Below are 11,644 nucleotides of genomic sequence, written 5' to 3'. Positions count from 1 at the left end.
GCCCAGGGTATCCGGGTTCGGCCCGGCCGGCGTCCGGCCGGGGCCGGCCGGACGCTCAGCCTCCCGGAGGCGTCTGCTCGCCCAGGATCTCGGCGGCCAGGTCGGCGACGCGGCGGCGGCTGTCACGGGCACGCTTGCGCAGGCCGGTGAACGCCTGGGCCGCCGTCAGGTCGTGCTTGCCCATGAGGTAGCCGATCGCCCGTTCGATGACGATGCGGTAGTCCAGCGCGTATTGGAGCTGATCGGCCAGCGCGCTCTTCTCCTCGGCCTTGACCGCGGCGGCCAGCACCTCTTCTATGACGTGGGCGTAGGCGAGCAAGGCCTGGGTGTCGGACTCCTCCCAGTCGTGCGGTTCGGCCTGGTACACGTTGAGCGTGCCCACCGGGCCGTCCCCGAGCCGCACGGGCACGCCCGCGACCGCGCGCACGCTGGGATGCAACAACTCGGCGAGGTCGGGCCATCGCTCGTCCTTCTGGACGTCATAGGTGGTCACCGCGGCGTTGGTGAAGAACGCCGACACACACGGCCCGTGGCCCACGGCGGCCTGGGCATGCTCCAGGCTTTTGCCGGCCTCGTCCGTGGTCACCAGGTAACGCAACGCCTTGCCCTCGTCGGCGAACATCAGACCCGCGCCGGCGTAGCCGAACAGCCGGTCCACCACGCGCACGATGCGTTCCAAGTGGTGCACGACCCCGGTCGCCTCCGAGGCCTTCTGCACCCCTCTGAGGCTTGCGACCAGAGCCTCCGGATCTATACGTGTCATTTCCCATCCTCTTGTTACCTTCGCCCCTGCGCCGGCGCGGTCATGGAGAGGCATGCGTTTTCGCATTGCTTCTGCCCGAAATCGGGCACAACAGTCCAGCTTTCGCGGACGCCGAAGAGCGACAACCCGAAATTCCCGGACGGCGTGGCGGTCCGGAGCGGGAATCAGGTACGCCGAACACACCGTCTGACGGACGGGAATGATCGACGAGCGCGGCCGACGGCATGCGGAGCCTCAGCGCGCTTGACATGGTCAACGCCGGTGCCAATGGCGGTGCCACCTCCATATGAGGAAGCTCCGCGGACACAGGGCGGAATGATCTGCGGCAAAGCGTAGTGCGGCGCGATGACTAGAGCCAAGTGGTTCGCACACCTGGTGGAAAGAATCATCGTGGCCGATGCGCCCGTCGCGGCTCGTGCGGCTCGCGCCGCCCGCGTACCGCGACGCGGGGCTCCTGTTCAGCCTACGCAAGACAGGGCACCACCTCGTCCACGTCGGGGGGGAGGTGGTGCCCTGTATTGGGGCGGCCGGGCTCGCCGGCCGGCCCATGAACCGTCAGGGGCCGCGGATCTCACCGGGGCGGCCGGTGGACCGTCACCGGACGGACGCCTCGTGGACGTGGCCCTCGCGGCCGGCCTCGGGCGCCGTCCGCCCCGGCGTGCCGGGCCACCAGAACCGCTCGCCCAGCAGGGTCACCAGGGCCGGGACGAGCACGCTGCGCACCAGCAGCGTGTCCAGCAGGACACCGAAGCCGACGATGACCCCGATCTGGGTGAGGGTGATCAACGGGAGCACGCCCAGCACGGCGAACACCGAGGCGAGCAGGATCCCGGCGCTGGTGATCACGCCGCCGGTGACCGCGAGCGCCGCGACGATGCCGCCCCTGGTGCCGAGCTCCGGCGTCTCCTCCCTGGCCCGCGTGGTCAGGAAGATGTTGTAGTCGACGCCGAGCGCCACGAGGAACAGGAAGCTCAGCAGCGGCACGCTGAGGTCGAGGGCGGGGAAGCCGAAGAAGTGGGTGAAGGCGAACCATCCCGCGCCGAAGGCCGCGGCGAAGCTGGCGACGACCGTCAGCACCAAGGTCACCGCCGCCACCACCGACCGCAGCAGGGCCAGCAGCACCAGCAGCACCACGGCCAGCACCAGCGGGATGACCAGCCGCTGGTCACGGGCGGCGGCGTCGCGGTCGTCGAGATCGGAGGCCTCGGGGCCGCCGACCACCGCCTGCGCTCCGGGCACGGCGTGGACGGCCGCGCGCATGGCCCTGATCGCCGCGAAGCTCCGCTCGGTGCCCGGCTCGGCCGCGAGCACCGCCTCAGCCCGCGTGTACTGAGGCGTTCTCTCCACGATCGTGACCCGGGGGCTCCCCGGGATGCCGGCGGCCGCGGCCCGCACCTGCTCGGCGGCGGCCGTCCGGGAGATGATCACCACGGGCTGCGCGCTGCCCGCGGGGAAGCCGCGGGCCAGGGTCTCCTGGCCGGCGATGGCCTCCACCCGGTCGCGGAAGCGCTCGGTCTGCGCCAGGCCGCTGCGCACGCCGAACGTCCCGGCGGCGAGCACGGCGAGCAGGCCCAGGCTGACGGCGGCCATCAGGGCCGGGCGCCGTGCGACCGCGCCGCCGACGCGCGCCCACGGCCCGGTACGCGCCGGGTCGTCCTGCCCGGCCTTCGGCGCGAACGGCCAGAACAGCCCGCGGCCGAAGCACACCATGGCGGCGGGCAGCACCAGCAGGGCGTAGGCCACGGCGGTGACGATGCCGATCGCCCCCGCCGCGCCGATGCCCCTGTTGAACGGCGAGAGCGCGAAGGCGAGCGTGCCGAGGGCGAGGGTCACGGTGGCGGAGCTGGCCAGGATGGCGGGCGCGGCCGAGCGGACGGCGCCGGTCATGGCCGCGTGCCGGTCACCGTGCAGGCGGAGCTGCTCGCGGTAGCGGGCGATGAGCAGCAGGGCGTAGTTGGTGCCCGCGCCGAACACCAGCACCGAGGTGATGCCGAGGGTGGAGTCGTCCACGGTCAGCCCGGTGGTGCGGGTCAGGACGGCGACGACCTTGGCCGCGACCTGGTCGGCCACGCCGATCACGCTCAGCGGCACCAGCCACAGCCAGGGGCTGCGGTAGGTCAGCAGGAGCAGCAGCGCGACCACCGCCGCCGTGACGGCGAGCAGGGTGATGTCGGCGCCCTGGAAGACCGCGGCCAGGTCGACCTGGAAGCCCGCCCCTCCGGTCACCTCGACGCGCGCCCCCGGGGGCAGCCCGTCCCGGCCCACGGCCCGGATCTTGCCGACCACCTCGGCCAGCCGGGCGTTCGACAGGTCCCCGGCCAGCGGCACGGTGAGCAGAGCGACGTCGCCCTTGCCGGAGTAGACGGGCGGCGGCGTCCGCCCGCCGACGGCCAACGCCGCCAGCTCGCGGGCGTCGGAGCCGACGGCGGCCCGGTCCTGGCCGGTCAGCGCGCCATCGCGGCTGTAGACGACGAGGGCGGGCAGCACCTGGCCGCTGGGCAGCTCCTGCCGCAGGCGGACCACGGTCGCCGACTCGGCCCCCTTGGGCAGGGCGGCGGCCGGGTCGGTGTCGACCTCGGCCGCGCCGCCGAACGCGAGCGCCAGCCCCGACAGCAGCAGGGTCACCGCCAGCGTCGCCCACTTGCCACGGGCACCCCACAGCGCCGTCCAGCCCATATGCTCTGGTCGTCTCATCGCGGTCGTCCCATCGCAGTCGTTTATGTGGTGGAATATTTCTACGATGGAAAGATTAGGTCGCGAGGAGCTCCCCGGCAACCGCCCGCGCACGCGACGACAAGGAGGCCATCGTGAGGGCAGACCAGCCCGGCGGCGACGCCGCGAGCCCTCTTGAGCTGATCACCATGATGCGGCGGCTCAACGTGGAGCTGGACCGGTTCGTCGAACGGTTCGCCGTGGACCACGGCCTGCACCGCACCGACCTGAACGCCGTCGTGGTCATCATGGACGCGGCCCGCGACGGACGGCCCCTCACCCCCGGCGCCCTCGGCGCCGCGCTCAACCTCAGCGCCCCCGCGACCACCGCGCTGCTGAACCGGCTGGAGCAGGCCGGCCACGTCCAGCGCACACGCAGCGAGACCGACCGCCGCAAGGTCGAGCTGACCCTGCAGGCCCAGGCCGTCGCCCTGGCCAAGGACTTCTTCACTCCACTCGCCCGGCACCTGTCGGCCTCGCTGGAGGAGTTCAGCGACGCGGAGCGCCAGGTGATCCACCGCTTCCTCACCTGCAGCATCCGGGCCTCCGTCGCCGCCCGCGGCGCGTCCGCCGTCGACTGAGGTCCCTCCACGCGGCCGCGTCGCACAGGTTCTCGCGCAGGGACGGTAATCGGGGGCCGTCTGGAGGGACTACTGGTCGTGGACGATCCCGAAGAACGATTCACCGACCTCTACGACCGGCACTACCGGAGCGTCCTGGGCTACGCCCTGCTGCGCGCCGAGCACGCCGTCGCGGAGGACGTCTCCAGCGAGACTTTCCTGATCGCGTGGAGACGGTTGGAGGAGCTGCCCGAGCCGCCGCTGCCCTGGCTGCTCGGCGTCGCACGCAACCTGCTCGCCAAGCAGCGCGACTCCGGCCACCGGCGCCGGGCGCTGGTCGAGCGCGTCGCGGCCCTCACGACCGCGCAGGAGCACCAGAGCTGGGACGTCGCCGAGCACGTCGTGGACAGGGAGGCCGCGCTCGCCGTGCTGGCCTCGCTGCCCGAGCAGGACGTGGAGGCGCTGGCGCTCGCCACCTGGCACGGGCTGCCGCCCGACCAGGCCGCGGCCGTCATGGGCTGCTCGACCCGCACCTACAACGTCCGGCTCCACCGCGCGCGCAAGCGCCTGCGCAAGGCACTGCGCGCCGAGCCGCCCGCGCGTCCGCACCCGCGCGCCGCCCATGGTCGGTTCCTGGAAGAGGCCTGATGCCGCACCCCTCAGCACGCCCGCACAAGGAGCACGACGTGACCGACCGCATGTTCGCCCGGCTCAAGCCCGCCGTGATCGACGAACTGACCGAGGAGACCTACCACCGCCGCCGCGCCGCCGACCTGGCCCGCGCGCTCGGCGCCCCCCGCACGGCCGGCGCCCCGCCCGCCCGGCGGCCGTTCCGCCGCGTCCCGGCGCCCGGCCGCCCGCTCCTGCTGGTCGCCGGCGCCACCGCCGCCGGGCTCGCCGCCGCGACGATCGTCGTCCCGCGCTTGGCCGCGCCGCCCGCCCGCCCGGGCCCGCCGTCCGCGTCCGCGACGGCCGGCGCCACCGCCTCGCCCCTCCTGGGCGCCCGCTCGGTCCTGCTGGCCGCCGCCGCGACCGCGGAGCGCGCGCCGGCCGCGTCGGGCCGCTACTGGTACACCCGCGAGCGCGTCGCCCAGAAGGTCCGGGAGATCCCCGGCCGGTACGAGACCGCGATGAAGGCGCTGGCGGCCGAGCTGCAGGCCAAGCGGCGCGAACTGGCCGGGGACCCCGGACGGCTGAAGGCCTACACCGAGGACTTCGAACGCAGGGTCACCGAACTGAAGCGGACCGCCGCGTCGTCCGCGGCCGTGCCGTTCGCCGCCCTCACCGAGGAGACGCAGGAGTCCTGGCGGGCCCGCGAGAAAGGCGACCACAACCGCACCATGCGTGACAAGCAGGGCAGGGTCGTCTTCGCCTCCCCGGCCGACGAGGAGAAGTGGAAGCGGATGGGATCGCCCAGGCTCACGCAGGACAGGCCGCGGAGCCAGGACGACGACCTGGATCTGGTGCTGTCCATCGGCAACCCGCAGCTGACCATCCGCAACGTGTCACGGCTGCCGGCCGACGCCGACGCGCTCGCCGGCCGGCTGCGCGAGCTGTACCGGCGGAACGCCGCCGACCGGCCCGAGGACACCACGTACTCCCTCTACCTGTGGCAGACCGGCCTGGACCTGCTGACGGCGCCGATCACCCCGGGGACGCGGTCGGCCCTGTTCCGCGTGCTCGCCGGGGAGCAGGGCCTGGTGTCCGAGGGCCAGGTCACCGACGCCCTGGGGCGCGCCGGTGTCGCGCTCTCGGCGAGCGGGCCGGGGGACGACGGCGAGAAGGACGCGATCGGCTACCGGCTGGTCCTCGACGCCACGACGTCGCGGGTTCTGCAGTACGAGGTCACCGAGAAGGGGAGCGGCACGCCGCTCCTGCGCGTCGCCTACGAGGACATGGCCTGGGTGGACCGCCTCGGCGAGCGTCCGCGCCGCTGAGAACACCGGCACGTCCAGGGGTGCTATCCGATTGCAGCGCGGGATCAAGGGAGGTGCAAGCGAACCCGAGCACACTGCGGTCATCACGAACAGAAAGGACCGCCTCCGATGAGGATCACCCGCACCCTGACCGGCCTGGCCATCGCCTCCGCTTTCGTCGCGCTCGCTCCCCTCGCCGCCGACGCCGAGGCCGGCTCGTCGGACGCGGTCGCCGCCCACACCAGGACCTGGGGCTCCTACTACGCTCCGTCGCACGCCGCCAAGGCCCTCGGCTCCCTCACCGCCACGGGTGAGGACCACGCGGACATCCCGGTCGCCGCGACCGTGAAGATCTCCGGCAAGGTCTCCGACCTCACCCGCAAGGCGGCGTGCGGCTGGGCGGTCTTCCGTATCACCTACCGCAACAGCACGGGGAACCTGCCCTTCAAGGAGCAGAGCGTCCGCGACTGCTCCTACGGCTCCCCCAAGCCCTTCTCCCTGCGCTACCGGAACGTCTACCAGGTCGAGCTGAAGGTCTGCTCGGAGCCCAAGGCCGCCAAGCCCTCGCTCAACTGCCTGTACGCGGGGACGTGGAAGACGCTGTACCTGTCGAAGTGAGCGCGGCGAGCGACTCCATCTGGCGGAGCTGCTCGTCCACCGAGGAGGCGGCGACGCGGCACACCACGTGCCGCGCGCCCGCCTCCGCGTAACGCGCCAGCGTCGCGGCCACCCGCTCGACCGGTCCGGCGACCATGAGCTGGATGGTCCGCACCAGCTCGTACGGCCGGCCGTAGGTCGCCTGGCAGTAGGCGGAGAGCTCCCGCTCACCCCGCTCGGGATCGTCGGTGACCAGCACGGTGACGAACAGCGCCGGGGTGAGGGCGCCGGGGTCGCGGCCCGCCGCCTCGGCGGCCCGCCGGACCGCCGCCAGGCCCGTCCGGTAGCCGCCGACGTCGGGCGGGTAGGGCAGCCAGCCGTCGTAGAGCCCGCCGGTGCGCTCCAGCGCCGACGGGCTCGCGCCGGCCAGCCAGATCGGCGGCCCGCCCGGCCGGTACGGCGGCGTGGACTCCGGCAGCTCCGCCAGGCGCAGCACCCGGCCGTGGAAGCTCCGCCCGCCCGACCACAGGGCCCGCCAGAGGGCCACCGTGTCGTCCAGGCGGGCGAAGCGGCGCTGCCAGGGCACCTCCGACACGGCGTACTCCGGCTCGGAGCGGCCGGGGAAGCCCGCGCCGACGGCCACGACCAGCCGGCCGGCCGACAGGTGGTCGACCGAGGCCAGCTCCTGCGCGGCGGTGACCGGACGGCGGAAGGCGGGCAGCAGCGCCGCCGTGCCGAGCGTCACCCGCTCCGTCATCGGGGCAAGGGCGGCCAGCATGGCCAGCGGCTCGATCCGCGCGCCGAGGAGGGTGTCGTTGACCCACACCGAGTCGAAGCCGAGCCGTTCGGCGTGGACGCCGACCTCCACCAGCCGCCGGGCGTCGGCCCACTGGCTCGCATTGGTGGGCAGCAGTACGCCGATGCGCGTGCCGGCGAGCCCGGTCATGCGCCCGGGAACTGGTAGTCGGCGGCGATGCGGCCCTCCTCGTCGAGCCGGAGGAACTCAAGGCCACCGCCCACCGCCTCGCCACCGCCGACCGTCACCATCTCCCAGGAGAAGGTGACGACGTCCCGCAGGCGGACGGCCGCGTCCCTCGCGCGGAAGGTGTACTCCCCCGGCGCGACGAACTCCTCGTAGGCCCGCGCCACCCGCCATTCGATCGCGTCGTGCCCGTGGGCCTCCAGGGCGCTGGAGGCGAAGCCCAGGCCGGCGGCGGCCTCGCGCATCTCCTGGGGCGGCTGGAGGAGGTGGGCGCCGCCTTCGGCCCACAGCTCTCGCACGGCCTTGCGGCGCGCCTCCGGATCCGGCTCGTTCCACATGGCGACGTATCGTCCGGCCAGGTCGCGCACATCGATGTCGATCACTTCTGCTCCTTGTCCAATGCTGTTCACGGCACCCGGGAAGCCCGGGAACTCGCGGCACCCGGGAAGCCCGCGGGCCGTTCGGCGGTACCCGGGAGGCCCAGGGCGTTCGCGGTACCCGGGAATCGTCGGAGAGCGGGCCGGGGCCCGGCAATTCCGTCCGGGGAATGACCGGGCGGCCGGCGGCGCCGCCCAGGACGCGCCGGGGGGCCGCCGGGAAATGTCGGTGGGGACTGCCACGATCGAGGGCATGAGTAAGAGCTTGAGCGGGAAGGTGGCCCTGGTCGCGGGGGCGACGCGCGGAGCGGGGCGGGCCATCGCGGTCGAACTCGGCGCCGCCGGCGCCACGGTGTACGCGACCGGCCGCAGCACGCGCGGCCGGCGGTCCGAGATCGACCGGTCCGAGACCATCGAAGAGACCGCCGAGCTGGTCGCGGCCGCCGGCGGCGAGGCGATCCCGGTTCAGGTCGACCACCTGGAGTCCGACCAGGTGAAGGCTTTGGTCGAGCGCATCGACCGCGAGCGGGGCCGGCTCGATGTGCTGGTCAACAACATCTGGGGCGGCGAAAAGCTGTTCAGCTGGGATCAGAGGCTGTGGGAGCACTCGCTGGACACCGGCCTGCACATCCTGCGGCTGGCGATCGACACCCACATCGTCACCAGCCACCACGCCCTGCCCCTGATGATCAGGAACCCCGGCGGCCTGGTCGTCGAGATCACCGACGGCACCGCCGAGTACAACGCCGAGAACTACCGCGTCTCCTTCTTCTACGACCTCGCCAAGACCTCGGTGATCCGCATGGCGTTCGCGCAGGCCAAAGAGCTGGCCCCCTACGGCTCGACCGCCGTGGCGCTCAGCCCGGGGTGGATGCGTTCCGAGATCATGCTGGACAACTTCGGCGTCACCGAGGCGAACTGGCGGGACGCGCTGTCGGTCGAGCCGCACTTCGCCATCTCCGAGACGCCCGCCTACACCGGCCGGGCGGTCGTGGCGCTGGCCGCCGACCCCGGCGTCGCGCGCTGGAACGGCGCCTCGCTGTCCAGCGGCGGGCTGGCCCAGGTCTACGGCTTCACCGACCTGGACGGCAGCCGTCCCGACGCCTGGCGCTACCTCGTGGAGGTCCAGGACCAGGGCCGAGCAGCCGACCCCACCGGCTACCGCTGACCCCTGGCGGCCGTCAGACCCCTCAGCGCTTTGCGCAGGTAGGGTGTCTTTCTGGTCGCCGCGTGGGCCGGGGGACACCGCACGCCGGTTCGATGGCGGGGTCGAGATCGGGGGAGAATCCGGCGGACATCGAACTTTCCGGTGGGGCGCCGCATCCGGTGGGCGGGGCGTCCGGGGCCACGGAAAGGAGAGCGGTGTGCTGCCCGAGGCGGAGTCAGATGTCGAACTCGTGCTCGCCGCACGGTCGGGGGACGCGGCGGCGCTCGGCCTGCTGGTCTCCCGGCACCAGGCCGGCATGAAGGCGGTCGCGCTGAGCGTGCTCGGCTACGGTCCGGACGCCGAGGACGTCGTCCAGGACGCCGCGCTGGTGGCGATGCGCCGCATCGGCGAGTTGCGCGACCCGGCGGCCGTCGGCCCGTGGCTGCGGGCGATCGTCCGCAACGGCTGTCGCATGCGCCTGCGGGAGACCCGCGCCGTGCCGGTGGACGACATGGAGACCCTGGGCCTGCCGTCGGCCGAGCCGACGCCGGAGGATCTTCTGCAGGACCGCGCGCTGCGCGACTGGATCTGGCACGCGCTGGACGAGCTGTCCGAACCGGTGCGCCTGGTGGCACTGTTGCGCCACTTCAGCGACGTGTCGTCCTACGAGCAGATCGCCGCGCTGTGCGGCGTGCCCGTCGGCACCGTCCGCAGCCGGCTCAGCCAGGCCAGGGCCAAACTGGCCGAGGCGCTGCGGCGCACGGCCGACCTGGCGCACGACGACTCCGCCGCTTTCACCAGGGCGCGCCGGCGGGAGGCCGAGGAGATGCTGGCGGCGGCGCAGCGGGGCGGCTTCGCCGGGGTCATCAGGGAGCACTGGCGGCCCGACGTCGAGTTCATCGGCCCCAACGGCGAACGCGCGAGGGACGATCGCGCGTTCGCGCTGCGCGGCATGGAGACCGACCTCGCGCACGGCGTTCGCCAGCGCATCGCCAACGTGGTGGCCGGCCGGGACCTGACGATCTGGGAGGCCGACCTGATCAGCCCGCCGGACGACCCCGCCCACTGCCCGCCCGGCGTGGTGTGGCTGCACGTCCTGCGCGGCGGCCGGGTCCGGCGCCTGCGCCTGTTCCACCCCCGCCCCGCCGACCCCACCCCTGGCTCCGGCCCTTCGGCCGCCTGAACCAGGCTCTGTGAAAAAAGCCGGCGGGAGACCGAACTTCTCCCCCGGCCGGCGCATCCGGTCGGTGTTGGCACGGGCCGGCCGGGAGGCCGGGTCCGTGATCTCGCTGAGGCCCGGTTCCGCCGGGCCATGATCGTGGGGAGAAGAAGGATGGTTTCCACCGCCACCGGCGCGCTCGCGCGGGGAACGCATGAGATCGTCGTCGACGGGGTGCGGCAGGTGTTCCACGTCGCCGGCTCCGGGCCCGTGTGCGTGGCGCACTCGGGCGGGCCGGGCATCGCCTGGGAGTACCTGCGCGTGCCGGCCCTGGAACGGCATCTGACCATGGTCTACCTGGAACCGGTCGGAACCGGGGACTCCGGCCGCCTCGCCGATCCGCGCGACTATCGGCTGGAGGTCTACGCGCGGTTCCTGCACGGGGTGATCGAGTACCTCGGCGCGCCGCGGGTCTTCGTGCTCGGGCACTCGCACGGTGGGTTCGTCGCGCAGCGGTACGCGCTGGACCACCCCGACCGGGTCGCCGGCCTGATCCTGTTCGGCACGTCGCCGGTCACCGGGGAGGAGTTCTGGGGCGCCGCGATGGCGGAGGTCGGCCGGTTCCCCGAACTCCACCCCGGCCGGCCGGAGGCGTCCGGCGTTCCCGGCGCCTTCCAGGAGGCGCTGGCCGCCGCCACCGACGAGGACTACACGACCTCGCTCCGCCGGATCCTGCCGCTCTACTTCGCCGACTACTGGGCCCACGCGGAGGCGCTCGCGCCGATGCGGGACGGTCTGCGCGCATGGATCGACCCGATGCGCGGGGAGGAGCCGGCGCCGTTCGACGTGCGGGACGCGCTCGGCTCGATCGCGATCCCCACGCTGGTCGTCGCCGGAGCCCACGACTTCATCTGCGGCACCCGCTGGGCCAGGATGCTGCACGACGGCATCCCCGGCTCGCGCCTCACCGTCCTGCCCGACAGCGGCCATATGGGACACCTGGAAGAACCCGAGGCGTTCATCCGCGCGGTCGCCGGCTTCGTCCGGGAATCGGCACAGGCCGAACGCTGACCGTCCACCGGCGGCGGGCCGATCGCCAGGCGGCGGGCGCCCGCGAGACCGGCCCGTCCTGGACGCCGCGCATGTGGCAGCGGCGTGGCGTTCAGGACGGCGGCGCTCCGGCATGCGGGTGGACCCCCGGCGCGTGGGGCGCCGGGGGTCCACGGTGGGATCACCCGATCCGGAGTGTCCGGCCGCGCTCACCGGCTCTGGCCTGCCGCGGGACGGCGGCCGCCGGTCTCGGAAGAGCCGCGGTGGGTGGTCGGGAGGAAGTGGCTTAGAAGAAGTTGCGGTACTGGCCCCAGTCGTAGTGGCCGCGGTAGCCCTCGCCGACGCGGATGCGGAAGTCGTCGAAGCTTCCCTTGCGGAACT

General features: G+C 73.3%; 11 protein-coding genes. 7 read left to right on the top strand and 4 right to left on the bottom strand.

Annotation, left to right across the window (positions count from 1 at the left end; all coding sequences use genetic code 11):
• Positions 1-55 precede the first annotated feature (55 nt).
• Both ACWEN6_RS37320 and ACWEN6_RS37315 read right to left on the bottom strand, forming a co-directional pair.
• Complete coding sequence (locus ACWEN6_RS37320) at positions 56-763, bottom strand: GAF and ANTAR domain-containing protein (protein WP_354853020.1); 708 nt, start codon at positions 761-763, stop codon at positions 56-58.
• Positions 764-1,357: 594 nt separating this feature from the next.
• On the bottom strand, positions 1,358-3,457 hold the full coding sequence (locus ACWEN6_RS37315; protein WP_452576704.1) for an MMPL family transporter: 2,100 nt from the start codon (positions 3,455-3,457) through the stop codon (positions 1,358-1,360).
• Positions 3,458-3,570: 113 nt separating this feature from the next.
• Here ACWEN6_RS37315 and ACWEN6_RS37310 point away from each other — a divergent pair, with 113 nt between their 5' ends.
• The 4 genes from ACWEN6_RS37310 to ACWEN6_RS37295 all read left to right on the top strand — a co-directional run bounded on the left by ACWEN6_RS37310 (position 3,571) and on the right by ACWEN6_RS37295 (position 6,569).
• Complete coding sequence (locus ACWEN6_RS37310; RefSeq protein ID WP_452576703.1) at positions 3,571-4,056, top strand: MarR family winged helix-turn-helix transcriptional regulator; 486 nt, start codon at positions 3,571-3,573, stop codon at positions 4,054-4,056.
• Between the two features lie 78 nt (positions 4,057-4,134).
• Positions 4,135-4,683: an RNA polymerase sigma factor gene (locus ACWEN6_RS37305; RefSeq protein WP_452576702.1), complete on the top strand. Its 549-nt coding sequence runs from the start codon at positions 4,135-4,137 to the stop codon at positions 4,681-4,683.
• A 38-nt stretch (positions 4,684-4,721) separates the two neighbouring features.
• Entirely contained in the window at positions 4,722-5,972 is a 1,251-nt protein-coding gene (locus ACWEN6_RS37300) for a hypothetical protein (RefSeq protein ID WP_452576701.1), read from the top strand.
• Between the two features lie 108 nt (positions 5,973-6,080).
• Positions 6,081-6,569: a hypothetical protein gene (locus ACWEN6_RS37295; RefSeq protein ID WP_452576700.1), complete on the top strand. Its 489-nt coding sequence runs from the start codon at positions 6,081-6,083 to the stop codon at positions 6,567-6,569.
• Here the strand turns inward: ACWEN6_RS37295 and ACWEN6_RS37290 are convergent.
• Positions 6,520-7,494 (bottom strand): LLM class flavin-dependent oxidoreductase, encoded by a 975-nt coding sequence (locus ACWEN6_RS37290; RefSeq protein WP_452576699.1) that lies wholly within the window; start codon positions 7,492-7,494, stop codon positions 6,520-6,522. The two genes, ACWEN6_RS37295 and ACWEN6_RS37290, sit on opposite strands and share 50 nt — an antisense overlap.
• A complete protein-coding gene (locus ACWEN6_RS37285; protein WP_452576698.1) occupies positions 7,491-7,913 on the bottom strand; it encodes a hypothetical protein in 423 nt (140 codons plus the stop codon). The genes ACWEN6_RS37290 and ACWEN6_RS37285 overlap by 4 nt, the downstream gene beginning before the upstream one ends.
• A gap of 247 nt (positions 7,914-8,160) precedes the next feature.
• Here ACWEN6_RS37285 and ACWEN6_RS37280 point away from each other — a divergent pair, with 247 nt between their 5' ends.
• The 3 genes from ACWEN6_RS37280 (at position 8,161) to ACWEN6_RS37270 (ending at position 11,284) form a co-directional block, all read left to right on the top strand.
• The gene (locus tag ACWEN6_RS37280) at positions 8,161-9,075 is read left to right on the top strand and encodes an SDR family oxidoreductase (RefSeq protein WP_452576697.1); all 915 of its coding nucleotides are present in this window, start codon (positions 8,161-8,163) and stop codon (positions 9,073-9,075) included.
• A gap of 196 nt (positions 9,076-9,271) precedes the next feature.
• The gene (locus ACWEN6_RS37275) at positions 9,272-10,237 is read left to right on the top strand and encodes an RNA polymerase sigma factor (protein ID WP_452576696.1); all 966 of its coding nucleotides are present in this window, start codon (positions 9,272-9,274) and stop codon (positions 10,235-10,237) included.
• 150 nt (positions 10,238-10,387) lie between these two features.
• Positions 10,388-11,284 (top strand): alpha/beta fold hydrolase, encoded by an 897-nt coding sequence (locus ACWEN6_RS37270; RefSeq protein WP_452576695.1) that lies wholly within the window; start codon positions 10,388-10,390, stop codon positions 11,282-11,284.
• Positions 11,285-11,644 lie beyond the last annotated feature (360 nt).

It is taken from the genome of Sphaerisporangium sp. NPDC004334 (assembly GCF_053602655.1).
Note: the sequence above shows the minus strand (reverse complement) of the source record. Positions and strands in the feature narration are given on the sequence as shown.